23 protein-coding genes are annotated in these 24,700 nt (G+C 58.8%); 1 reads left to right on the top strand and 22 read right to left on the bottom strand.

Going from position 1 to position 24,700, the window contains the following annotated elements; all coding sequences use genetic code 11:
* Positions 1 to 28: 28 nt before the first annotated feature.
* The 14 genes from RUA4292_RS22235 to RUA4292_RS22165 all read right to left on the bottom strand — a co-directional run bounded on the left by RUA4292_RS22235 (position 29) and on the right by RUA4292_RS22165 (position 14,081).
* Positions 29 to 871 carry an outer membrane protein assembly factor BamD gene (locus tag RUA4292_RS22235; protein ID WP_058279586.1) on the bottom strand — a complete coding sequence of 281 codons (843 nt, stop codon included), beginning with the start codon at positions 869 to 871 and terminating at the stop codon, positions 29 to 31.
* 127 nt (positions 872 to 998) lie between these two features.
* A complete protein-coding gene (gene lpxC / locus RUA4292_RS22230) occupies positions 999 to 1,919 on the bottom strand; it encodes a UDP-3-O-acyl-N-acetylglucosamine deacetylase (RefSeq protein WP_058279585.1) in 921 nt (306 codons plus the stop codon).
* A 213-nt stretch (positions 1,920 to 2,132) separates the two neighbouring features.
* Positions 2,133 to 3,752, bottom strand: a complete 1,620-nt coding sequence (ftsZ, locus tag RUA4292_RS22225) for a cell division protein FtsZ (RefSeq protein ID WP_058279584.1) — start codon at positions 3,750 to 3,752, stop codon at positions 2,133 to 2,135.
* Positions 3,753 to 4,101: 349 nt separating this feature from the next.
* Complete coding sequence (locus RUA4292_RS22220) at positions 4,102 to 4,515, bottom strand: hypothetical protein (protein WP_058279583.1); 414 nt, start codon at positions 4,513 to 4,515, stop codon at positions 4,102 to 4,104.
* Entirely contained in the window at positions 4,502 to 5,836 is a 1,335-nt protein-coding gene (gene ftsA, locus RUA4292_RS22215) for a cell division protein FtsA (protein WP_058279582.1), read from the bottom strand. The genes RUA4292_RS22220 and ftsA overlap by 14 nt, the downstream gene beginning before the upstream one ends.
* An 8-nt stretch (positions 5,837 to 5,844) precedes the next feature.
* Positions 5,845 to 6,840, bottom strand: a complete 996-nt coding sequence (locus RUA4292_RS22210; RefSeq protein ID WP_233493525.1) for a cell division protein FtsQ/DivIB — start codon at positions 6,838 to 6,840, stop codon at positions 5,845 to 5,847.
* Entirely contained in the window at positions 6,828 to 7,751 is a 924-nt protein-coding gene (locus RUA4292_RS22205) for a D-alanine--D-alanine ligase (RefSeq protein WP_145975046.1), read from the bottom strand. The genes RUA4292_RS22210 and RUA4292_RS22205 overlap by 13 nt, the downstream gene beginning before the upstream one ends.
* A 102-nt stretch (positions 7,752 to 7,853) precedes the next feature.
* A complete protein-coding gene (gene murB, locus RUA4292_RS22200) occupies positions 7,854 to 8,789 on the bottom strand; it encodes a UDP-N-acetylmuramate dehydrogenase (RefSeq protein WP_058279662.1) in 936 nt (311 codons plus the stop codon).
* 291 nt (positions 8,790 to 9,080) lie between these two features.
* Entirely contained in the window at positions 9,081 to 9,326 is a 246-nt protein-coding gene (locus RUA4292_RS22190; RefSeq protein ID WP_058279579.1) for a DUF2484 family protein, read from the bottom strand.
* Entirely contained in the window at positions 9,323 to 9,559 is a 237-nt protein-coding gene (locus RUA4292_RS22185; RefSeq protein WP_306346079.1) for a DUF2484 family protein, read from the bottom strand. Before RUA4292_RS22185 ends, RUA4292_RS22190 begins: the two co-directional genes overlap by 4 nt.
* Positions 9,560 to 9,647: 88 nt before the next feature.
* Positions 9,648 to 11,057, bottom strand: a complete 1,410-nt coding sequence (gene murC, locus RUA4292_RS22180) for a UDP-N-acetylmuramate--L-alanine ligase (RefSeq protein WP_058279577.1) — start codon at positions 11,055 to 11,057, stop codon at positions 9,648 to 9,650.
* Positions 11,054 to 12,151, bottom strand: a complete 1,098-nt coding sequence (locus RUA4292_RS22175; protein ID WP_058279576.1) for a UDP-N-acetylglucosamine--N-acetylmuramyl-(pentapeptide) pyrophosphoryl-undecaprenol N-acetylglucosamine transferase — start codon at positions 12,149 to 12,151, stop codon at positions 11,054 to 11,056. The genes murC and RUA4292_RS22175 overlap by 4 nt, the downstream gene beginning before the upstream one ends.
* Positions 12,151 to 13,314, bottom strand: coding sequence for a putative lipid II flippase FtsW (gene ftsW / locus RUA4292_RS22170; RefSeq protein ID WP_058279575.1), 1,164 nt, complete (start codon positions 13,312 to 13,314; stop codon positions 12,151 to 12,153). The genes RUA4292_RS22175 and ftsW overlap by 1 nt, the downstream gene beginning before the upstream one ends.
* Positions 13,315 to 13,451: 137 nt before the next feature.
* Complete coding sequence (locus RUA4292_RS22165; protein ID WP_058279574.1) at positions 13,452 to 14,081, bottom strand: hypothetical protein; 630 nt, start codon at positions 14,079 to 14,081, stop codon at positions 13,452 to 13,454.
* Between the two features lie 252 nt (positions 14,082 to 14,333).
* Between RUA4292_RS22165 and RUA4292_RS22160 the strand changes: the two genes are divergently transcribed.
* Entirely contained in the window at positions 14,334 to 15,515 is a 1,182-nt protein-coding gene (locus RUA4292_RS22160) for a BaiN/RdsA family NAD(P)/FAD-dependent oxidoreductase (protein ID WP_058279573.1), read from the top strand.
* Here RUA4292_RS22160 and RUA4292_RS22155 read toward each other — a convergent pair.
* From RUA4292_RS22155 to rsmH, 8 genes are all read right to left on the bottom strand, one after another.
* On the bottom strand, positions 15,512 to 15,886 hold the full coding sequence (locus RUA4292_RS22155) for a glycine zipper family protein (RefSeq protein WP_233493524.1): 375 nt from the start codon (positions 15,884 to 15,886) through the stop codon (positions 15,512 to 15,514). The genes RUA4292_RS22160 and RUA4292_RS22155 overlap by 4 nt on opposite strands.
* A gap of 105 nt (positions 15,887 to 15,991) precedes the next feature.
* Positions 15,992 to 17,392 (bottom strand): UDP-N-acetylmuramoyl-L-alanine--D-glutamate ligase, encoded by a 1,401-nt coding sequence (gene murD, locus RUA4292_RS22150; RefSeq protein WP_058279572.1) that lies wholly within the window; start codon positions 17,390 to 17,392, stop codon positions 15,992 to 15,994.
* Between the two features lie 149 nt (positions 17,393 to 17,541).
* Positions 17,542 to 18,624, bottom strand: a complete 1,083-nt coding sequence (mraY, locus tag RUA4292_RS22145) for a phospho-N-acetylmuramoyl-pentapeptide-transferase (RefSeq protein ID WP_058274330.1) — start codon at positions 18,622 to 18,624, stop codon at positions 17,542 to 17,544.
* Between the two features lie 39 nt (positions 18,625 to 18,663).
* Positions 18,664 to 20,055: a UDP-N-acetylmuramoyl-tripeptide--D-alanyl-D-alanine ligase gene (locus RUA4292_RS22140; RefSeq protein WP_058279571.1), complete on the bottom strand. Its 1,392-nt coding sequence runs from the start codon at positions 20,053 to 20,055 to the stop codon at positions 18,664 to 18,666.
* Positions 20,052 to 21,533 (bottom strand): UDP-N-acetylmuramoyl-L-alanyl-D-glutamate--2,6-diaminopimelate ligase, encoded by a 1,482-nt coding sequence (locus tag RUA4292_RS22135; protein WP_058279570.1) that lies wholly within the window; start codon positions 21,531 to 21,533, stop codon positions 20,052 to 20,054. The genes RUA4292_RS22140 and RUA4292_RS22135 overlap by 4 nt, the downstream gene beginning before the upstream one ends.
* 21 nt (positions 21,534 to 21,554) lie before the next feature.
* The gene (locus RUA4292_RS22130) at positions 21,555 to 23,342 is read right to left on the bottom strand and encodes a peptidoglycan D,D-transpeptidase FtsI family protein (protein ID WP_058279569.1); all 1,788 of its coding nucleotides are present in this window, start codon (positions 23,340 to 23,342) and stop codon (positions 21,555 to 21,557) included.
* Positions 23,339 to 23,707, bottom strand: coding sequence for a cell division protein FtsL (gene ftsL, locus RUA4292_RS22125; protein WP_058274326.1), 369 nt, complete (start codon positions 23,705 to 23,707; stop codon positions 23,339 to 23,341). The genes RUA4292_RS22130 and ftsL overlap by 4 nt, the downstream gene beginning before the upstream one ends.
* The gene (rsmH, locus tag RUA4292_RS22120; protein WP_058279661.1) at positions 23,704 to 24,696 is read right to left on the bottom strand and encodes a 16S rRNA (cytosine(1402)-N(4))-methyltransferase RsmH; all 993 of its coding nucleotides are present in this window, start codon (positions 24,694 to 24,696) and stop codon (positions 23,704 to 23,706) included. Before rsmH ends, ftsL begins: the two co-directional genes overlap by 4 nt.
* Positions 24,697 to 24,700 lie beyond the last annotated feature (4 nt).

Genomic DNA, 24,700 nt, shown 5'->3' with positions numbered 1-24,700 from the left:
TAGCGTCCCACCCCATTGGCCATGGCGATTACAACCACTCACCTTTGACGGTCTGACGGTAGATCGTGCTGAGCCAGTTGTTGCCACGGCTCTTGAGATCCAACCCGCGTGACGTCAGCAACGAATAGCCCGCATCGTACCATTCGGACGATTGATAGTTGTACCCAAGAATGGCCCCTGCCGACTGTGCCTCATCCGCAAGACCCAGTGCCAGATAGGCTTCAATCAAGCGGTACAGAGCTTCGGCGGTATGAGATGTGGTCTGGAAATCTTCAACCACCACACGGAACCGGTTGATGGCTGCGGTATAATGGTCCTGGCGCAGATAATAGCGTCCAATTTCCATCTCTTTGCCAGCCAGATGGTCAAATGCCAGATCGAATTTCAACACCGCAGAGGTCGCGTATTCGCTATCCGGATAGACCTCGATCACTGTGCGCAGCGATTGCAACGCCTGAAAAGTCAGGCCCTGATCGCGCCCGACCTCGTCAATCTGGTCATAATAGCTGAGCGCCAGAAGATATTGGGCATAAGCCGCATCTTCGTCCGTCGGGTAAAAGTCGATGTACCGTTGTGCGGCGCCTCGGCTCTCTTCGTAGTTTTTGTCCGAGTGGTATGAGAACGCCTGCATGATCAGCGCGCGCTTGGCCCAATCGGAATACGGATACAGACGTTCAACTTCTGAAAAATACCACGCCGCATCGTCCGAACGATTCTGCGACAGCTCATATTCGCCGCGCGTGAAAATCTGTTCAGGAGTGAACCCTTCCAGGTTCTGATTGCGGTCTGCGCCTTTTCCAGCGCACGCCGTCAAAACTGCTGTCAGAAGAATCGCGCCTGCGAACCTGACTGCCGCTTTGCTGCCAACCATTCCGCCTATCCTTGTCGTATTACTTGACGGGGTTAAGCCCCGATTTAGGCCAAGGTCTAGCACATAAAATTCCGGTGCAAAACGTCTTATGCGCCCGTTCGCGGAATTGTCGACAGAGTTGATCCAATCAGGCGACTTCGGGGATTTCGTCCCGGACCAGGCCCTGCCCCGGAAGGCGGGCTGCCTGTTCGGGCGTACACAGGACCGGACGGACGGCACCCGGTGTTTCGAACAGCTTGCGCAGCAGAGTATTGGTCATTGCATGCCCGGATTTGTCACCGGTAAAGTGACCAAAGATCGGACCGCCTGCCAAATACAAGTCACCAAGGGCGTCCAGCATCTTGTGACGCACAGCCTCATCCGCGTGGCGGAAACCACCCGGGGTAAGGACTTCATCACCCTGAACAACGACGGCATTTTCCAGCGTACCGCCCAAAGCCAGCCCGTTTTCGCGCATCGCCTCAACATCAGTACGGCGACAGAACGTCCGGCAGTCACACAGCTCACGTGCGAACGAGCCGTTGCGCATATCAAGTGTCTTGGTCTGGCTGCCGATGGCACCGTCTTCGAAGTCGATATGGAAATCGATGATCAGACCATTTGCAGGCGCAATCGATGCGCTGGCACCTTCGCGCGCAGCGGTCACCGGCTTAAGAACCTCATAGGCCAGAACCGGGCTGGCTTGGCGACGCACGCCCTTCGCCATGATACCGCGAACGAAATCAATCGAAGACCCGTCCATGATCGGAACTTCGGGACCATCAATTTCGATCAGCGCGTTATGTATTCCGCAACCGGCCAACGCGGCCATGATGTGCTCAACCGTAGACACAGACACACCTGCGTCGTTGATCAGGCGGGTGCACAACGGGGTGCGCTCGACCACGTCATAGATCGCAGGGACAAGGGCATTGCCCAGCTCAATATCCGTCCGTTTGAACCAGATGCCGTGACCGGCGGCCGCCGGTTTCAGGACCATCGTCGCAGGCTTACCGCTATGCAGTCCGACGCCTGTAAACGTGACCGGAGATTTGAGCGTATGTTGCAAGGTGAACCTCGAAGAGTGGTGTCCGGCCTCGTTTGGCCGTGTTGGACACTCAGTTAAGGAAGGCGGCGTCAAGGCTCAACTCACTCTTTGCAACCGAATGAAACATGTATGTGACAGATCGGCAAATCCCTGCTCACACTTCCTTAAACATCTGTAAAACAAAAGAAAAGGGTCGCCATTTGGCGACCCTCTGCATTCATTTTGTTACCGCGATCAGTTGGCCTGGCGCCGCAAAAAGGCTGGAATTTCGATCCGGTCCTGTTCGGGGTCGACCTCATCCCGTGCAGGTGCCGTAGCGTCAGATTGGCGCATAACGGGCTGCTGACGCGGTGGTTGCGCCGGAGTATCTGCCGCGTGACCGGTCATCCGGTCGATCAATCGGTTAAAGCCAAACCGGGGACGATCATGCGCTTCTTCCTGCGGTACAGGGGTTGGCTGCGGCGTTGCAGGGCGGGCCATCGAAGGGCTCCGCTCGGACGGCGGAACGTTCTGAACGGCGGCCTGCAAGCGCTGCAGCGCCTCGGGCGACGGTGTTCCCGCTGCCGGTTGAGGCTGCGGCGCGACATAGTTTTCGGACGCAGGCTCAACCGGTTCGGGGGTCGGCTCGAATTCGGCAACGCGCGGCTGATAGGCCGGCGGAGGCAGACCATCATCATCCTGCCGGGCGCGCGACTGGAACTGCGGCTGTGCAGGCTCTTCCGGCGCTTCAAACAGCGAGGGTTCGCGGATCATATCTTGTTGCGGCGCGTGCTCAGCGACTTCCGCAGCAACCGGAGCCTCTTCCTGCACCGACTCTTCTGCCGAAACGGTGCGGGTCAGCGGTGCCGACATTGAACGGCGCGCGACGGGGACATCTTCCTGCTTTTCACTGGCATCGATACCGGTCGCTACAACCGATACGCGCATGCCGCCTTCCATCACGGTATCCAGAGTCGAACCAACGATGATGTTCGCCTCGGGGTCCACTTCTTCGCGGATGCGGTTAGCGGCTTCGTCCAGTTCGAACAGGGTCAGGTCGTGCGAGCCGGTGATGTTGATCAGAACGCCCTTGGCACCCTTGAGGCTGATTTCGTCCAGCAGCGGGTTGGCGATCGCCTTCTCGGCGGCCTGAACCGCGCGATCTTCGCCGGTGGCCTCGCCCGTTCCCATCATCGCTTTGCCCATCTCGTCCATCACGGCGCGAACGTCTGCAAAGTCGAGGTTGATCAGGCCCGGACGGACCATCAGATCGGTCACCCCTTTAACGCCCTGATAGAGAACATCGTCCGCCATCGAGAACGCCTCGGTAAAGGTGGTCTTTTCGTTGGCCAGACGGAACAGGTTCTGGTTCGGGATGATAATCAGAGTGTCGACGACCTTTTGCAGCATCTCAACGCCGTCTTCGGCCTGACGCATCCGCTTGGCACCCTCAAACTGGAAGGGCTTGGTTACAACGCCAACGGTCAGAACGCCTAGTTCCCGCGCAGCTTGCGCGATAATCGGGGCCGCACCCGTCCCGGTGCCGCCGCCCATACCGGCGGTGATGAAGCACATATGCGCGCCAGCCAGGTGATCAACGATCTGTTCAATGCTTTCTTCGGCTGCTGCCGCACCCACGGTCGGACGGGCCCCTGCCCCCAGACCTTCGGTGACTTTCACGCCCAGTTGAACCCGTGCCGAGGACTGGCTTTGTTGCAGTGCCTGCGCATCGGTGTTGGCGACCACAAAATCGACGCCGTCCAGCTGTTTCTCAATCATGTTGTTGACAGCGTTGCCGCCTGCACCACCAACGCCAAATACTGTGATCCGAGGCTTCAGTTCGTCGTGCCCGGGCATCGAAAGATTCAATGTCATGCTCTGTCCGCCTGTTTTTTTGTTCCCGCCAAAGCGGTGTTTTTCTTACCTATCCACTAACAATCCTACCGTTTGAAACGGCAAACGTCACGCCAAAAATCACGCAATTCCACAAAATATGGAGGAAATAAGGCGCTGACCGGCAGTATTTCGCAAATACCGCCAGATGTTGCGTAAAGAACTCAATGTAGCACAAAACAGGCGATTTGCGCGCGGCACTCAACCGACGCATCACCAAAGGGACTCATAAACTGTCAAACTGCGGAAAACTGCTCAGGTCCTGCCGCGGGCCTCTGTCGGGCCTTGTGGATATCTTGCGGGATAAACGAGTCAGCTGCAACCCATTTCTTTAGCTGATCGGGGCACTTGGACAATTCAAACCGTCCTCGGTGATGCTGCGCACCTCCTGGATTTCGCTGTCCGCAAAAGTGGCCAGTCGCACCATCAACTTGCCCTTATATTCGAAAGGCCACCAACACACCGCTGGCCCTTCGACGGCATCATCATAGAAAAAACAGATTTGGCCGTTCGGCGTTGTGATATGCCCATAAACGCACCCTCTTCCTTCACGGCGCCAAACCGAAACGGTGGAGCTGAGAAATTCTTCGGTGCCAACAAGGTCGCCGCTGCGAAAGTCATGAAAGTCGACGGTTTTGCCCAGAACCGCATCCAGAAATGCCTCAGGGGTGATCCGGGTTTGCGCCTGAGCGGTCAGCGGTGTCAGGGCCAGCAGCGCTGCGACCCCTAGCTTACCAATTGTCACGGAACCAACGCACGGCCCGCTTGAACGGGCGCGCGGCATAGGTGTCGACAGGGATTTCAAAGTCCCACCATTCGTCCTGCGGGTGCGCTGCAAACAGGCTGAGCCCCACTGCGGACGAGAACCCCGGCCCGGTCGCCGATTGCGGTAGACCATGCACACGCAGCGGCCGGCCAAGGCGGACACGCTGCCCAAGGATGCGGGTCGCCAGGCCGTCCAGACCCATGATCTGACTGCCACCACCGGTCAGGACAATCTGCTGGCTGGGCATATGCTCGAACCCGGCCGCATCCAGACGAACGCGCACTTCTTCAAGGATTTCCTCGACGCGGGGGCGCATGATCCCGATCAGTTCAGCACGGCTGACGGTGCGGCGATCATGTTCCCAGTCGCCAGTATCCCCGCCGATGTCGATCAGGTCCCGATCATCCGCGCCAGTTGCGTGAACACCGCCGTTAAAGGTTTTGATCCGTTCTGCCACCGAGGCCGGAATACCCAACCCCATCGAAATGTCCGAGGTCACATGATCCCCACCCATGCGCACGCAGTCGGCGTAAATCATGTGCTTTTTCATAAAGATCGACACGCTGGTCGTGCCACCACCCATGTCAATACAGGCCGCGCCCAGCTCCTGTTCATCCTCGACCAAGGCGGAAACACCAGACACATAGGCCGAGTTTGCAATTCCGGCCAATTCCAGATCGCAGCGTTTGATGCAGCGCACAATGTTCTGGATCGCGGTCGCGTCGACCGTCAACATGTGCATGTCGACGGCTAGGCTCTGCCCCATTTGGCCGCGCGGGTCGATCAGTCCTGAGCGGTTGTCCAAGGCGAAGTTTACCGGTTGGGCATGCAACACCTCGCGCCCTGCCCCGTAGTCCGGCACGTCACAGGCGTTCAGTACTCGGCCAACTTCGGCCTCCGTCACGACCTGCCCCTCAAGATCGACCTGCGCATCTAACCCGTAAGAGCGCGGGTTCGCACCCGAGAAACTCGCGATCACGTGATCGACCCGGATATCAGCCATCTTTTGCGCCGCCTGCAGGGCGGTTCGGATCGCCCGTTCGGTTTCCTGCATGGCGGTGACTTCGCCAAATTGAACGCCCCGCGACCGTGTGGTCGCAGCACCAATCACACGAAAGCCGGTCTGCCCGGCCATCGACCCGATGGTGTTGTCCTCGCTCAGGCGGCCGGTCCCGTCAAAGCGAAGTACAAGACAGGCAATCTTGGAGCTGCCAACATCGAGAATGGCGACAACACCGCGCTGCATGGCTTGTCTGCGCATCTGCCGCATGGCGCGCTGGGACTGATAAAGATCGGTCATCATGGTCGTTACTGCTCGCTACCCACTGTCACTTTTGTATTCCACCAGTCTTCGCTGGCAGCTTTGGTCATTCTTATTGTCGGACGTTGCCCAAGGCGCATGTCGACTACCGCCACGTCACGTTCCAAAAGGTCCTGCACCTCATTCACGGCCAGAACACGTTCCAACGCGCGTACGGGGCGCTCGGTCGGCAACATGATGCGCTGGCCGCGGTCCATAACCAGGTCCCAGCGACGCTCACCAATCCGGACCAGCCCTCGCACACGGCCGCCCAGGCTGCGGGCGGTTGTCAGCAATTCAAGCGCCTCACCCACGTGACCGTCTGCACCTTTGCCCGCGATCAGAGGTAAATTAGAGTGATCCTTGCGCGACGCGATGCGTTCCACATGCGCGCCGGTCTCATCCAGCAATTCGATCCCGTTCCGCGTACGCCAGACGATGACGGGCTGACGCTCGACTACATCCACCTGCAGAATGCCGCCCAGGCGCACCCGTACCGTGGCGGATTTGACCGGATTCAGCCCGGTAATCGTGTCGCGGATTTGCTCAACATCCAGATCCCATGAGCTGACAGGGAAATCCAGCGGCACGACCTCACGAATATCCTCGGACAGGTTGGTCCCTGCCCCGTCAATGGCCATCAGATTGACCATGAACTCTGGCCGTTGCTGAATCGAGGTTTTGATGTCGATGACATAGGCCACAACCGCATCGCGACGCTCTTGCGAGCCGAAATAGATGCCAATTGCGGCGCAAACGGCAAACACCGGCAGGCCAATCTTAAGGCTGCGCCGAACGCCCCGCGTCAGCATCCAGCGCTGCAGGCGGTAGCTGAGACGAGACGGGGCTGGGTCGAGGCGATCGCCCTTGCCACCAAACATACCACGCAGCCGCAATTTGGGTTCGGCTCCGGTATGTGCGCCGGATTCGAAATCTGCATCGGGACCGGTCATTTGTTTGGGCCGGTGAACCACAGGCGCTCGGGTGGCTCTTAGCGGTCGCACGATGCGTCCTCCACCATCCAGGCGCAAAGCTGCCCGAAACTCATCCCCAGATGTGCGGCCTGTTCAGGCACCAGGGACGTCGGCGTCATGCCGGGCTGAGTGTTGGTCTCGAGAAGGAAAAGCCCATCGGCACCCATACTGTCATCCCAGCGGAAATCCGTACGGCTTACGCCCTTGCATCCCAGCGCAGAATGAGCGCGCAATGCGTAGTCCATGCACAGGTCAAATATCTCGGTCGGTACGTCAGCGGGCAAAACATGCCACGATCCGCCGGGCTTATACTTGGCGTCATAATCGTACCAACCGCCATCGGTCATGATCTCGGTAACCGTTACGGCCTTGTCGTTCATCACCGTTACAGTCAACTCGCGTCCGGCGATGTATTTCTCGACCATCACCTGATCGGGCATTTCATGCGACAGTTGCGGAGGGCCATTAGACCCTTCATGCACGATGTAGATTCCAACGCTGGAGCCTTCGTTGTTGGGCTTGGCCACGTAAGGGGGCTCCATCACATGAACCTTAACTACCTCAACCTTTGGTACGATCACGCTGGCAACAACGGGTAGGCCCTCGGCCTCAAACACCTCTTTGCTGCGCTGCTTGTCCATCGCCAGCGCCGAGGCCAGAACACCAGAGTGCGTATACGGAATGCGCATCCATTCCAGCAGACCCTGAACGCAGCCATCCTCACCCCAGCGGCCATGCAGGGCGTTAAACACAACGTCCGGTTTGATTTCCAAAAGGCGCGCATAGAGGTCAGGACCTGCGTCCAGCTCAACTACTTCAAAGCCTTCTCCCAAAAGGGCGGCCGCGCATTCGCGCCCAGAGCTGAGAGACACCTCGCGTTCCTTCGAGGGTCCACCCATCAATACCGCCACTTTGGGGTTTGTCCTGCTCGACATACCCAACGTGCGCCTCAATGTCCCCGGACCTTATGTGGTGGTCCGCACTGCGTTTATCTCCTTGATCCGTCGCCTTAATTTGCCTGTTATGGTCTGACGGTCAGGGTTTTATTCTGTCAACGGATCACCGACCCGCATGATTTCCCACTCTAGCGTGACGCCGCTTGTTTCGTAAACCTTTTTTCGCACCTCTTCGCCCAGACCTTCGAGGTCCGCGGCAGAGGCATCACCGGTATTGATCAGGAAATTCGAGTGCTTCTCGCTCATCTGTGCGCCGCCGCGCGTCGCGCCGCGCATGCCCGCATCGTCAATGACCTTCCATGCCTTGAGGTCGTGCACATCATCCGCCCGCCCGGTCGAAGAAAACCCTGCCGGGTTGCGGAAGGTTGACCCGGCGCTTCGGTCTTTGGTCGGCTGGGTTTCGTCGCGTTTTTGCAACTGCGCGGACATCCGGGCGTGCAGCTCTTCCGGATCGCCGGATGGACCTTCGAAAGTGGCCGAGGTTAGTACCGCGCCTTCGGGCAGATCGGACTGGCGATAACGAAAATTCAGGTCTTCCGGAGTCAGTTCCACACGCTCTCCCTGCCGGGTGACAATGGTCGCCTTGCGCAGCACGTCTGCCGTGTAGCTGCCATAACACCCTGCGTTCATCCGCACCGCGCCGCCAATTGAGCCCGGGATGGTACGCAAAAAGGTCAGGTCCACACCCTCATCCGCCGCCTTGCGCGCCACATGCGCATCCAACGCGGCTGCTCCGGCGGTAACGGAGTTGCCTTCGACCGAAATGCCGTTGAAACCGCGCCCCAGACGGATCACCATGGCGCGCAAGCCTCCGTCGCGGACGATCAGGTTTGACCCGACGCCCATCGGAAAAACCGGCACATCATCGGGCAAAGCACGTAGAAAGTCCTGAAGGTCTTTTGTATCTGCAGGCTGGAACAAACAATCAGCCGGGCCGCCAACACGAAGCCAGGTGAGGTCAGCCAACAATCGGTCTGCGCTTAGCTTGCCCCGTGCCTCCGGCACTTCCGTGGCTGTGGTCATGTCCGCCATTTTTCAAATACCCATCTGCTGCACCGCCCCACCACAAAAGCGGCTTTGCCATATAGCAAGAGCGCGGCAGTCAACGCCAGTGCCTTGGTGGTAATTTCCCGCACTCCGATACCGACGAAAAGCCACAGGGATACCGACGAAAAGCCACAGGCCGCACAGAAACATCACTATCATCAGTGATTTTGTGAAAGCCCGCGTCCTGACTGCCCAGCCGATCGAAACGCAGGCGATTATCCAGACTATGACCAAGATATCCAAAAAGATAGCAAACAACGCCAATTTTTATCGCACCAAACGCCGTACCCACCGCCCCAGATAAATGATCGGCCACCGTAACACCGACATACCTGCCGCCAGAACGAGCAAACCGATCCAGGGGCCGTTTTGCAGGGTTACGTAGCCCAGGATCGGGATACCTACGGCGATCAGGATATACGCACGTGTCCAATGGTTGTCCTTACTGGGAATCATTGCCAGCACATTCGCGGAAATTCCCCATAGAGCAGCAAGGGCGATTGACCAGTTCATTCCTCGACCTCCTGCCCGGTCCAGCGACGCCAGTAATACCGGATGGGATTGCGGAACATGGATGCAAAGGCCGCAAAGGCCAGCACCGAAAAAAACCAGCCAAAGTCATGGCCTAACCAGACGATCAGCGCAGGTGCAGAAATGAACAGCGCAACGCCCGGCGGAAATTGAAGGCGCATCGGCAGCATAGCCACGACCGTTGAGGCCAAAACCCACAAGCCAGCAAAAAGCACTGAATATACCAACTGCCCCTCCGAGGACGATCATTGCTGCAACTGCAACATCACACTTTAAAGTTGCAATGCTAGAGAGTCCACTCCATCAAACGGCTTGCTTTTGTCGCAGCCTTTCTGGCAGCCCGTTGGCCCAAGTGCTGATCGTACCAGCGCCGAGACAGACGACCATGTCGCCGGGGCGGGCCTGTTCGCGCACAAGGCGCTCCAGATCGTTTTCGTTCAGCAATGCACGCGCGTGGCGGTGGCCGTGACGGATCAGGCCCTGCACCAGATCATCTCTACTGGCTCCTTCGATCGGGTCCTCTCCGGCAGAGAAAACATCGGCGATGGCGACAACGTCCGCGTCATTGAAGCAGGTGCAGAAATCGTCAAACAGATTGGACAGGCGCGAGTACCGGTGCGGTTGGTGCACGGCGATAACGCGCCCGTCGGTTGCCTGACGCGCGGCTTTTAGAACGGCTGCGATTTCTACCGGGTGGTGGCCGTAATCGTCGATGATGGTAACTCCATCGACCTCTCCGACTTTGGTGAAGCGGCGGTTGACGCCACCGAAATTGGCCAGCGCATCGCGGATTTCAGTGGCCTTCATGCCCAGATGGCGGGCAACGGCCACTGCAGACAGCGCGTTCGAGACATTGTGGTCGCCGGGCATCGGCAATGTGCAACCTTCGATCACCTTGTCTTCGTACTGAAGGTGGATGTCGAAATGCGCAATGCCGCCCTTGTAGGTCAGGTTCAAGGCGCGCACATCGGCCTGCGCGTTGAACCCATAGGTCCGGACACGGCGGTCGGTGATACGTCCAACCAACGTCTGCACTTCGGCGTGGTCCGTGCAGCACACAGACAGACCGTAGAATGGCAGGTTTGATACGAACTCGTAGAACCCGTCGCGCAGTTGGTCGAAGTCACCCCAATGCTCCATATGCTCGGGGTCGATATTCGTAACAATGGCAATGGTCGCCGGCAGTCGGTTGAACGAACCGTCGGATTCGTCGGCCTCGACCACCATCCATTCACCCTGCCCCATCCGTGCGTTCGAACCGTAGGCGTGGATGATGCCGCCATTGATGACGGTCGGATCGAAATCGCCGGCCACCATCAGCTCTGCCATCATGGTGGTCGTGGTGGTCTTGCCGTGGGTTCCGGCAATGGCGATGTTGGATTTCAGGCGCATCAGCTCGGCCAGCATGTCGGCGCGACGAACAACCGGCAGGCCTTGCGCTCGGGCGCCGTCCAGCTCGGGGTTGCCAGGCTTGATCGCGGTCGACACCACGACAACGGCCGCGTTTTCAAGGTTTTCGGCACGCTGGCCGACAAATATCTCAGCCCCAAGGCTCGCAAGACGATCAGTGATCTTGGACGCCTTCAGGTCGGACCCCTGCACGCGGTAACCGAGGTTCAGCAAAACCTCGGCAATGCCCGACATCCCAATCCCGCCGATCCCCACAAAGTGAATCGACCCTACGTCTTGCGGCAGTTTGGTTGCGGGATTCATGTGGTCTCCTTCTGCGCCAGTTGTTCGACAAGGGCCGTCAGACGTTCAGTCGCGTCGGGCGCACCGGTCGAGAGGGCGGCATGGGCCATCTTTTGGGCGGCTTCGGGGTTGGTAAGAACGGCGCTGATTTGCTCTGCAAGGGCGGGAACGTCAAGTGCGTTTTCCGGGATCATGATCGCGCCGCCTGCCTGAACCAATCCTCGCGCATTAGCGGTCTGATGGTCGCCTGCTGCGGCGGCAAACGGGATCAGGATCAATGGACGTCCGATGACCGAGATATCCGCCACACTGGATGCGCCGGACCGGCTGATGACAAGTTGTGCATCCGACATGCGACGCGGAACGTCGTCGAAAAAAGGTTTGACCTCGGCCCGGATGCCATGTTCGGCATAGAACGCCGCAACACGTTCCCCGTCTTCGTCGCGGGCCTGATGTGCGACTCGGATATGGCTGCGCAGGTCGTCAGGCAAGGCAGCAATCGCGCCAGGGACAATATCGCTGAGAATGCGCGCGCCCTGACTGCCGCCCATAACCAGAATAGACATAGGATAGTCGCCCGGCGGGATGTAACCTGCGGCCTCGCGCTCAAGCACGGCGGCGCGGACCGGGTTTCCGGTGTGGATTCCATTGGCCCCTTCGGGCAGATCGGTCGGCCAGACACCACAGGCGACGTTGGCAACACGCGTGGCAAACAATTGGTTCACGCGCCCCAGAACCCCATTCTGTTCGTGGATCATGCGCGGAACTTTCAACATCGTCGCAGCCCCCAAAGCCGGGATCGACGGGTATCCGCCAAAGCCCACGACAACGTCCGGTTTGTCCCGCATCATCTGGAATGCCATGCTGCTGACACCGCCGGCAATCCTAGGGCCGACCATTGCCTTAGCCGCCAGTCCGCCACGCGCGAAGGTGGCAGAGGCGACCTCGACAATCTCGACCGTTTGCGGAAAGGCGCCTGTGTAGCGCGCGCCACGCTCATCCGTGGACAGGCGCACGCGCCAGCCTTTACTCAGCATCGCTTCGGCCAACGCCTGCGCCGGGAACATATGGCCCCCGGTGCCGCCAGCCGCAATCAACAGGTAAGGTTTCCCCATTATCCTCTTCCGCGTAGAATATCGCCAAGTTCGCCCTGTGGGCGGCTTCTGGTGAAGGCCAGCAGCATTCCTACAGCGATGCCGCCCGCAATCAGCGACGACCCACCATAGCTGACAAAGGGCAGCGTCATGCCCTTGGCGGGCAGCAGTCGCACAGCCACACCCATGTTGATCATGGCCTGAACGCCAAACATGCAGGCCAGACCGGTCCCGGCCAGACGGATGAACATATCGCGCTCGCGCATCAGCCGCAGAAGCGAGCGTACAACGATCAGTGAATAAAGCGCGATGATGATCAGCACCAGGATCAGCCCGTATTCCTCGGCCGCCACGGCGATGATGAAATCCGTATGGGCATCTGGCAAGGACCACTTCACCTGTCCCTCACCCACGCCGACACCGAACAGACCGCCTTCACGGATGGCGTTCGTGGCATAGCCAAGCTGGGTGGTAGGGTCGACCTCCTGGTTCAGGAAGCCATCAATACGGCGGGCAAAGTGTTCCGAATTCGAATAGGCGAACATACCCCCCAGGACAACGACGCCCGCCATACCAACCAACAGCAGCATCGGCGCACCGGCCACAAAGTACATCACACCCCATCCAAACAGGATCAGGCAGGCCTGACCGAAGTCCGGTTGCAAAACCAGCATCGCCACAATCGCAATACACAGCGCAAATGACCACAACCGACCTGGAGGGCCGTTGATCTGTTGCGACGCAGCCAGTAGCCACGCGGCCACGACGACAAATCCGGGTTTCAGAAATTCCGACGGCTGCAAAGATGCAAAGCCCAGCGAGTACCAGCGCACCGCCCCTTTTCCGAAATCCGTTCCGAAGACAGGCAGAAAGGCCAGCGCCACAAACGAGGCAAGGAACCCTAGTACTGCCAATCGGCGCACCAGTGTCGGCGACATCATCGACGTCAGCAGCATCGCAATCAGCGCCAGTCCGCCGAACAGCGCCTGCCGTTCGACATAGTGGAACGGATCAAACCCGTTGCGCCCTGCCAGCGGTGGTGATGAGGCCAGCCCCAGCAACAATCCGATGACAAACAGGATCAGAACGCAGGACATCGTCCAGCGATCAATCGTCCGCCACCATTTCGGAAGAATCGGTTCTCCGCGCTGGTCCTGGACCGCGCCATACACCATCTCAGTCATGAGATACCGCCACTATCTGCCTCGTTAACGTCCCGTTTTTCGGGATCTGATTGAGAGTCTACAGGCATTTTTGCGTTTGGGCTAGTAGGATGACATGCCGTTCAGCATTTTGGCGCCCAATTCTGAACAGCAGGGTTTTAATGTCGGTCTTCGATGAGGTCACAGGGCATAAACCACCATTCCTTGATGCCAATAACCTCCAAAGCAGCACGTGCTTCCTCGGTACACATGACTTCACGCGTATAAGCATCGCGCCAGATTGGAGTTTCCAATGTGGCACTCAGTTTCACGGCGCGCCTTGCGCCAGAAGAACTGTGGCTGCCCCTATACCGTTCGGCGACATCAGTGCTGGGCAACAAGTCCGAATGTTGCAAATCAAAGGATGGGCGTAGCGGTAAAAGCGTCGCAATGTAAAATGCCCCATCCCAAGGCGGGCAATCGCGCCCTCTGTCCCAGACTTTCTCGTGCTGGACGAAACTGAACAGCCGATCATCAAATGCGGACATCGCATCGACAAAAATTTGATCGACGACCGTGTCAATCCAAGGTTGCGTGTCCGGCGCACCAATCACGTGGCTGTCGTTCAGCGGCTCATCGCTACCAGTACCGATCCAGAAGTCCTTTAGGCGTTCGACAGTTTCGTCTGTCAGAGGGCCCGCTGCTTGCCAAGTGTTTCCCCCGGTTTGGTACTGCAAATCCTCCATCGGAGCCCATTTGTCCCAGTTCCTGTTGCGCTTGTGGATATACGGCCCGTCTTTTTCAGCCATCCAGCCGACCGTACTGTAGGTCGGCCCGTAACCGTGACAAACTATGTAACATTTCATGTGTTTAGCGGTTTCTTTTCCTGTATTTGGCGTGCAAAGCGCAGGACCAAGCATTCGTCATCGTGGCAGTGTTTCCACGGGCATCCTAGGAATTCAACCCGCGCGTTTACTAGGGATGGATTTGCGGTCACTTCGATTTCTCGGATTTAAACCCACCCCTTGCCATCCCGTCCAAACAACGCCATCCACCCGCGCATGACCTATGACACGATCATCCTTGGTGCCGGCGCAGCCGGTATGATGTGCGCCGCCCATTGCGGCGGGCGCGTTCTGGTGATCGACCACGCGAAGGCTCCGGGTGAGAAAATCCGCATCTCCGGCGGTGGGCGCTGCAACTTCACCAACATGCATGCGAGACCGGGAAATTTCCTGTCGCAGAACCCACATTTCTGCAAATCCGCGCTGGCGCGATACACGCAATGGGATTTCATTGATCTGGTCGGCCGACACGGTATCGCGTGGCATGAGAAAACGCTGGGGCAACTGTTCTGCGGCGGATCGTCAAAGCAGATCATTCAGATGTTGCTGGATGAGATCGAGCGTGCCGGGGCCGAATTGTGGATTCGGACCGACGTAAAAGACCTGCGCAAGACCGATGGCGGATTTGCTGTGGACCTCGAACGTGAAGGGCAGCGGCACAACCTGAGCTGCACCAACCTCGTGCTGGCCACTGGCGGCAAGTCGATCCCAAAGATGGGGGCGACCGGGCTGGCCTATGACATTGCACGCCAGTTCGGACTAACGATAACCGAAACGCGGGCCGCACTCGTGCCGTTTACGTTTTCGGATGGTAAATTCAAGGACCTGTCTGGCGTATCCCTACCCGCGCGGCTGTCGAATGACCGGACCAGCTTTGACGAGGCTCTGCTGTTCACCCATCGCGGGCTTAGTGGACCATCGGTTCTGCAATTGTCTTCCTATTGGCGCGAAGGCGAGGCGGTCCGCGTAAACCTGATCCCGGATCTGCCGCTGTTTGATTTGCTGCGGGATCAGCGGCAAAGCGGCGGACGCAAGGCGCTGACCACGGAACTGGCGCGCCACCTGCCCGGGCGTCTGGTCGAGTACCTGAACCATCATATCCCCATGCCAGGCAATCTGGCCGATCAGTCGGATTCCGCGCTGTCGGACCTGATCGCAGCCCTGTCCGACTGGCAGCTTACCCCCTCGGGCACCGAAGGGTATCGTACAGCCGAGGTGACGCTGGGCGGGATCGACACTGATAGCCTGTCGTCAAAAACGATGGAGGCCAGGGATGTCCCCGGCCTCTATGCGATTGGCGAAGCAGTGGATGTCACCGGATGGCTGGGCGGTTACAACTTCCAATGGGCGTGGTCCTCGGGCCACGCCGCAGGAATTGCAATCGCCGGGCAGAGTTAGCCGACGACGTTGTAGCCACGTCCGCGCATGCAGTTGCGCACGATTACTTCTTTGTTCTGGTTTTTGTTGATCACGTCAGCGCCGGCGCCAACAAGCGCACCGGCAACTGCCGCACGGCCCAGATTGTCGCTGCTGTCCTGAACAATCCCGGTTACAGCCGCCGCACCTGCCGCGCCTATCGCTGCGTTTCCTGCTGTAGAGCCATCAACGCTGGCTTGTGATGCCGCAAGTTGTTGGCACTGCTGAAGGTCTACGTTGTAGTTCGGGCCGATCGGGCCGTCGACGATTGGTTGATAATTGGCACCTGTGTTGGTGCAGGCACCGGCAACGAGAATGGCAGGCAGGATCAGAGAAAACTTACGAAATGGCATAGTCATAACCTCGTGTTGAATTTGCAGGCAAGCAAAACCAATAATGATGGCGCGTCAAGCTGATAGCATCGCAGCTTGGCCCAACCGGCGGTCTATTGCAAATGGCTATTCCGGAAGCCTTTGCCTGACTTCCGCTACGAAGTCCTCTCCGCGCTGCTCGAAATTGTCGTATTGGTCGAAACTGGCCGCGGCTGGCGCAAGCAGAACGGTCTCGCCGGGTTGGGCATCCTTCATGGCTTGCTCAACAGCCTCGGACATAGTGGTGCAAACCAGCGCATCGGCCTTAAGTTGCATGGCGAAATTCGCGGCCTCGCGACCAATGACATAAGCTTTGACCACCTGGTCTGCGGCTGCGTTCAGAGCGGCGACACCGCCTTCCTTCTCAAGCCCCCCACAGACCCAGCGGACCTTCCTGAAGGCGCTCAACGCCTTGAGAGCGCTGTCCACATTGGTGGCTTTTGAGTCATTCACATAAGTAACACCACCCACTTCGGCGATGATCTGGCTGCGATGCGGCAGGCCCGGATAGCTGTGCAGCGCGTCTTCGATCACGCGCGGTGCCAGCCCAAGCGCGCGACAGGCGGCATAAGCCGAACAGGCGTTTTGGTGGTTATGCGCGCCGGGAAGGCCCGTGATTGCGCGCAGGTCAATCGAACCTGCTTGCCGTCCCTTGCGGTATTCCGACAAGAACCCTTTACGGGCAAACACCTGCCATCCGGGTCCCGTCAGTTTGCGCGCAACCGACACCCGGATGACCCGATCGTCCGCGCGGCCCTCCGCCAACTGACCAGCCAGAAACGCGCCCTCTTTTTCATCAAGGCCAATCACGGCGCGATCCGGTCCGCCCTCGGCGAACAACCGACGCTTGGCCGCGAAATAGCCCCCCATCCCGCCGTGGCGGTCAAGATGGTCGGGCGACAGGTTGGTGAAAACGGCCACATCCGGCGTCAGGGCGCGGGCCAGTTCTGTTTGATAGCTGGACAACTCCAACACAACCACCGAACCGTCACCGCCCGGATCAATATCCAGCACACCACGCCCGATATTACCCGCTAGCTGTGCCTCGCGCCCGGCTTCGGTCAGGATATGGTGGATCAAAGCCGCGGTGGTCGATTTCCCGTTCGACCCGGTCACCGCGATCACACGCGGCGGAGAGTCATAATTGTTCCACTCAGGCCCTGCAAAGGATCGGAAAAACAGCCCGATGTCGTTATCGACCGGGACACCGGCCTCAAGCGCCGCAGCCACAATTGGATTGGGGTCAGGATAGAGATGAGGAATACCGGGCGAAACGATCAGCGTGGCGATATCGTCAAACGCTCCATGACGGCGCAGATCGGCACAGACGAACCCTTCAGCCTCAGCCACTTCCCGGGCGGCAGGATTGTCATCCCAACACACAGGCTCAGCTTTACCTGCCTGCAGGGCACGCGCCGTGGCCAGCCCCGACCGGCCAAGCCCCAGAACCGCAACCTTCTGCCCTGAAAACCCTTTGACCGGGATCATACTGCCTACCTTTTATTGACTTAAATTTGGCCGCCACACTGCACCGAAGAAATCACCGATGGCAAGGGTGGCAAAAGGCTCGCGCGTCAGTGCGAGCCGGCCCAACAGGTGACAGGTGGACCGCAGGTCCGCCGAGCCTGACGGGAGCGTTACCGGACTTTCAGCGTTGCCAGACCGATCATTGCCAGGATTAGCGAGATGATCCAGAACCGGATCACGATCGTCGGCTCTGCCCAGCCCTTTTTCTCATAGTGGTGATGGATCGGCGCCATCAGGAACACCCGACGTCCAGTACGTTTGAAATACAGCACCTGGATGATCACGCTCAGCGCTTCGACCACGAACAAACCACCCACGATCGCCAAAACCAGTTCGTGTTTGGTGGCTACCGCGATGGCACCCAATGCACCTCCCAGCGCCAGCGATCCGGTGTCGCCCATGAACACCGCAGCTGGTGGCGCGTTGTACCAAAGGAAGCCAAGACCGGCACCGAACAGGGCCGAGGTAAAGACGAAAATCTCACCTGTTCCGGGCACGTAATGGACATCCAGATATTCGGTAAAGTCGACCCGCCCAACGGCATAGGCAATCACTCCCAGCGTCGAAGCCGCGATCATCGCCGGCATGATGGCCAGACCATCCAGACCATCGGTCAGGTTCACAGCGTTGGCCGCTCCTACGATCACGACGATCGAGAAGGGTATGTAGAACATGCCCAGATTGATCAGTGTATCCTTGAAAATGGGCAGCGCCAGCTGGTTCTGCAGGGCCTCGGGATGGTGCAGCGTGGCCCAGGCCGAGGCCAGAACTGCGATGATAACCCCCAGTGCCATACGCATTTTACCCGAAACGCCCTTGGTGTTCTGTTTCGACACCTTCGCATAGTCATCAGCAAACCCGATCGCCGCATAGGCCAGGGTTACAAACAGAACCATCCAGACATAGGGATTGTCCCACCGTGCCCAGATCAATGTCGATGTCATCAGCGCGCCCACGATCAGCAGCCCGCCCATCGTCGGTGTGCCCGCCTTCGAAAAATGCCCTTCGGGCCCATCATCCCGGATCGGCTGGCCCTTGCCCTGCTTTTTGCGCAGCACGTTGATCAGCGGTTTGCCAAAGAGAAAACCGAAAATCAGCGCGGTCAAAAAGGCGCCGCCTGCGCGGAACGTGATATAGCGGAAGAGGTTGAAAAAATCTCCTCCGTCCGACAGGGCGGTCAACCAATAGAGCATTTCAAAACCTTTCTCACACTGAGGTGGCGGGCGCGATCATCAATCAAGCGCGCCCCCTTGCCCCATTTTACGCAAACCGTCAACAATCTGCGCCAATGCCATGCTCAGCGATCCCTTGGCCAACACAGTGTCACCGGCCCGAACAAGCTCGGGCAGTTGAACCGCCATCTCGGAGCTAGTCTCGAACCAGAGCCCGCGTTTATCCGCCGGAAGTGCATCGTACAGCGCCTTCATCAGCGGGCCGACGCAATGCACTTTGTCCACGCGCCGCATAGCCGAAACCTCCGCCATCGCCGCATGCATAGCAGTTTCCTCCGACCCCAACTCCTTCATATCCCCAAGAAAAGCGATACGACGATGCCCTTGCGCCGCGGCCAAAACATCCAGTGCAGCCTCCATCGACGTCGGGTTGGCGTTATAGCTGTCATCCAGCAGTTCGATCCGACCGCCGTCGGTCAACGCGATTTGTTCGCGCACCCCGCGCCCCTTGACCGGCGACCATCCGCCGAGACCTGCAATCGCCTGATCCAGATCGACGCCCAATTCGACACAGGCCGCCAAAGCCCCCAGTGCGTTCATGGCGAAATGCGTGCCCGCTGATTGTACGTCAAACGCAAACGTCCGCCCTGCGACTGTTGCCTTTGCATGAACCGAGTCAGCCTCTTGGGTTACATCGGTCAATGAGTAGTCAGTGCCATTGCGGCCGAAATCTACCGTTTTCGCGCCTAAATCCCGCGCACAATCGCGCAGGATGTACGCATGGTCGATATCTGCGTTCAGGATGGCCGCACCGTCCTCCGTCAGGCCGTCAAAAATTGCGGCCTTTTCATGAGCAATACCGGCCACCGATTCAAACGCTTCGAGGTGTACTGCCGCCACTGTCGTAACCAGCGCCACATGCGGGCGGGCTTGCTGCGCCAGCGGGGAAATCTCTCCGGGGTGGTTCATACCAATTTCGATCACCGCGAATTCTGTATCACGCGGCATCCGCGCCAAGGTCAGCGGCACGCCCCAGTGATTGTTGTAGCTGGCAACGCTGGCATGAGTTTTTCCCTGCGTTTCCAAAATGGTGGCTAGCATATCCTTGCTCGATGTCTTGCCGACGCTCCCGGTCACCCCGAGCACCCGCGCGTCGCAGCGGTCACGACCCGCGCACCCCAGCGCCTCAAGCCCCAACTGCACGTCTTCGACGATCAGCAAGGGCGCATCTTCGGGTACGCCCTCGGGAATACGCGACACCAAGGCTGCCCCAGCGCCTTTTTCCAAAGCCTGTGCCACAAATTCATGCCCGTCCCGCGCGGCTGTGAGTGCGACGAAAAGGTCACCGGGCTGGATGGTGCGCGTGTCGATCGACACACCATTGACCGCCCAATCCGAAGTGACGCGTCCACCGGTTGCCTCGGCGGCCTCGGCTGCAGCCCACAATGTCATGCCACCCTCCCGTCCAGTGCGGCCACACTGATGCTGGCCTGTTCGACATCATCAAATGGCAGAACCTGATCGCCAACGATCTGACCGGTTTCATGCCCTTTGCCCGCAATCAAAAGCGCGTCCCCGGGTTGCAGCGCGTCTATCCCGCGCAAGATGGCCTCGGCCCGATCGCCGACCTCAGTTGCCTCTGGTGCCCCATCCATAACGGCGGTGCGTATGGTGGCCGGATCTTCGCTGCGCGGGTTGTCGTCGGTGACGAAAACCACATCTGCGTGGTTGGCGGCGGCTTGCCCCATCAGCGGGCGCTTGGTCGCGTCGCGATCACCGCCCGCGCCGACAATGGCGATCAGGCGGCCCATCACATGCGGGCGAAGTGCCTTGAGTGCGGTCGCCACTGCGTCAGGTGTATGAGCGTAATCTACAAAAACCGCTGCCCCATTCTCTCGCGTCGCGGCCAGCTGCATGCGTCCACGAACCGTCGTGAGATGCGGCAGGGTTTCGAAAACGTGTTCAGGCTCTTCCCCTGCAGCAATAACCAAACCGCAGGCCAACAAGATATTTTCAGCCTGAAAACCGCCGATCAGATTCAAACGGGTTTGGAATATCTTGCCCTGCCAAGAGAACCGCAGGTCCTGACCTGTTGCGTCAAACCGCTGATTCATCAGGCACAGGTCTGCTTCCCCAAGCCCAACGGTCAAAACCTTCTGCCCCCGGTCTTTGGCAATTCGGAGGACCTGAGCGCCCTTGGGATCGCTCATGTTGACGACAACAGTGCCGTCTTGCGGCAAGACCCGATCAAACAGACCTGCCTTGGCGTTGAAATACGCCTCAAACGTTTCGTGGTAGTCCAGATGGTCCTGAGTGAAGTTCGAAAACCCCGCCGCAGCCAGCTGTACCCCATCCAAGCGGCGCTGTTCCAACCCGTGCGAGGATGCCTCCATCGCAGCATGAGTCACTCCGTTCTCCGCAACCTGATACAGGCAACGATGCAAAGTGATTGGTTCGGGCGTTGTATGGGCTAGTGGTGCGGTCCACGCCCCCTCAACCCCTGTGGTCCCGAGGTTGACCGCGGCGTGACCAAGTTCGGTCCATATCTGGCGAACAAATGTCGCGACCGAGGTTTTGCCATTGGTGCCAGTAACCGCAACGATGGTTTTAGGCTGCGCTCCGAACCACAGCGCAGCGCACCCGGCCAGCGCCTGACGCGGGTCCTCGAGCACGATCAGCGCCGCATCTGATGCGGCCAGTTCCTCGGCTGCGATCTCTGCCCCTTCAGCATCCGTCAGGATGGCTGCGGCCCCCATACGCAAAGCGTATTGAATGAACTCACCGCCATGAACACGTGTACCGGGAAGTGCCGCAAAGAGGAAACCGTCTTTGACTTCGCGGCTGTCGACCGCCAGCCCTGTGATATCAGGATTGGTGCCACCTCGGGCGGTCAGGGCCAGTTGGCTGAGTTTCTTTGTCCTTGCGCCCATGACCCACCTCGTTTGGACAGCCTAATTTGAGGTCAGCGTTATAGCAGCGCCGGCCTCAGGCTCAACCCGAGGACGCAGGCCCAGCAAAGGTGCGATGCGCCCGATCAATTCTGCGGCCACAGGAACCGCTGTCCAGCCTGCCGTACGGCGCTTTTCGCCATAAGCAAGGATGGATGGTTCGTCCAACGTTACGATCAGGACGTATTTTGGGTCATAGGCGGGAAAGAACGTCGCGAAGGTCGCAATCACCTTGTCGTCGTAATAACCACCACGCGGCTTGGGCTTATCTGCGGTGCCGGTCTTACCGGCCACATCATAGCCTGCCACATCGCCAAAACTGGCGGTGCCATCTGTTACCACCCGGCGCAACATGTTCTGCGCCTGGTTTGCCGCGTTATCAGACATCACCCGAGGACCGTATTGTGGCCCATTTTTGCGCAGGATCGTCGGGCTTACATAGTGCCCGCCATTGGCAATCGCCGCGTACCCCGCCGCCAGGTGCATGGGGCTGGTCGACAGACCATGACCGTATGAGATGGTCACCGTGCTCAGTTCGCCCCATTTTTTGGGCTTCAGCGGTTCACCGCCCTTGGCTTCGACGATTTCAAACGGGGTGGGATCGAACATACCAAGCGATTCCAAGAAATTCTGCTGCCGCTGCGCGCCGATCTGCAACGCCAGCCGCCCGGTGCCTCGGTTCGAGCTGTGGACGATCACATCGGCTACGCTGATCTTGCCATAGTTCTTGCCGTTGAACTCGCCAATCGGGAAACGGCCGATTTTCATTGGCCCTGAGGTATCGATGATCGTATTTGAATTCACCAACCCCAGCTGAACCGCCTGCGCAGCGGTGAAAATCTTAAACACAGACCCCAGTTCATAAACGCCCTGAACATAGCGATTGAACAGCGGGCTGTCTGAGGGATCGAACCCCGAGGTCGGCGGGCGTGGGCGATCATTGGGATCGAAGGACGGCAATGAGGCCGCCGAGATCACCTCGCCCGTATGCGCGTTCATAAGAACCGCCGACGCCCCCTTGGCGTTCATGATCTTCATGCCGCCAATCAGCACCTGCTCAACGGCGGCTTGCACTGTCAGGTCCAGCGAGAGCTGCAGCGGCTTAGTCCCATTCGCGGGATCACGCAGGTAGTCGTCGAATTGCTTTTCAACACCGGCCACACCGATCACTTCGGCAGCACTGACACCTTCGCGCCCAAAGCTTGACCCGCCAAGGATATGCGCCGCCAGACGGCCATTCGGGTACAACCGCATCTCACGCGGGCCGAACAGAATGCCCGGGTCACCGATATCGTGCACGGCTTGTTTCTGTTCGGGCGAGATACGTTTTTTGATCCACAGGAATTTGCGATTCCCAGTGAAATCATTGACCAGGCGTTCTTTTTCCAGATCGGGGAAGATCGCGACAAGCTGATCAGCGACAGCAATCGGGTCGATCATCAGCGGCGGCTGCGCATATACCGAATAAGTGTCCAGATTGGTCGCAAGAATGCGCCCTTCCCGGTCTACGATGTTGGCGCGCTGCATCGCGATGGCGGCACCGGGGGCCGAGGCGACAGGCTCCTGCGCTTCAGACGTGGCCAACATGCCCATCCGAACGCCCACGACCGAAAAGGCGCAGAAAAAGAACAGACCCAGCACCAGCAAGCGGCCCTCAGCGCGGGTGCGGCTGCGGTCTTTCATGTCTTCGTGACGCTTGCGGATATTTTCGCGCTCGATGGCTTTGGGATTCTCGCCCCGCGAGCGCGCGTCAAGGATTCGGGCCAGAGGGCGCAGCGGCGTGCGGGTCATGGGATCTGCACCTCACCCAGCGCCTGAATGTTCGTGATGGCCTGCAGCTCGATCGGGTCGACGATCGGCAGGTCAGGATCTTCCGCATAGGCAATCTGATCGGCGCGACCGAACTGCTCGGCCCGCAAGGGCAAAAGGCCCAGCCGTTCAAAGTTTAGATCTGCAAGCTCACGCAACCTATCGGGGCGGTTCAGATAAGCCCATTCGGCGTTCAAAACCGCCAGCTTCACCTGAGCCATACCAATTTCGCGCTGCAGCTTCTGCGTTTCCTTCACCACCTGCTGCGTGCGATAGTTTTCCTGATACGCCCACAGCGCCAGTCCAAACACGGACAGAGCAGTCAACACATACAAAACACTCTTCATTTTGCTCTTCCCCCTAGTTGCGGCATGCCAACGGCGCGGGCATCAATTTCCCCCGACGGCGCATCCGTTCGAATTGCAACACGCAGCTTTGCCGAGCGTGAACGCGGATTTTCCTGCAGCTCCTGATCATCCGGCCCCACGGCCTTACGAGTCTTAAGCGTGAACTGCGGCAGCTCCTGCTCAATCTCGGGCGCATAGCGATTGGCCCGGCCCGTTTTGCCCGCACGGGACTGAAAGAACCGTTTGACCATCCGGTCTTCGATGGAATGGAACGTCACGACTGCCAGTTGCCCGCCCGGCTTCAAAGCGCGCTCAGCAGCCATAAGGCCCTGATACAGCTCTTCATATTCAGCATTCACTGCGATCCGCAGGCCCTGAAAACTGCGCGTTGCAGGGTGGGACTGCCCCGGCTTGGGACGCGGCAAACAGGATTCGATGATCTGAACCAGGCGCAGAGTTGTTGTTATCGGCTCTTCCGCACGCGCTTTGGCGATGGCCTTGGCAATGCGGCGGCTGGCACGCTCTTCGCCATAATGATACAGGATATCAGCCAGTTGTTCCTCGGTTGCAGTATTGACCAAATCTGCCGCGCTTTCGCCCTCCTGACTCATACGCATATCGAGCGGGCCGTCCTTCATGAAAGAAAATCCGCGTTCCGCCAGGTCGAGCTGCATCGACGACACACCCAGATCCAGAACGACACCATCCAGATCCTGTGCGTATTCGTCCATGCGCGAGAATACACCCGGCTGCATCACAAGCCGGTCGCCATAATCTCCGACCCAATCCACCGCCATTTCAAACGCCAACGGATCACGGTCCACGCCGATGACCTTATCTGCGCCGGCGTCCAGCAGGCCCTTTGTATATCCGCCTGCGCCAAACGTTCCATCCAGCCAGACGCCCGACACGGGCGCAACAGCAGCCAGCAATGGACGCAGCAGAACGGGAATATGAGGTTTATCGGAAGGGGTGTTAGCGCCGGCCATGCCG

It is taken from the genome of Ruegeria atlantica, from assembly GCF_001458195.1.
GTDB lineage: Bacteria > Pseudomonadota > Alphaproteobacteria > Rhodobacterales > Rhodobacteraceae > Ruegeria > Ruegeria atlantica.
Note: the sequence above shows the minus strand (reverse complement) of the source record. Positions and strands in the feature narration are given on the sequence as shown.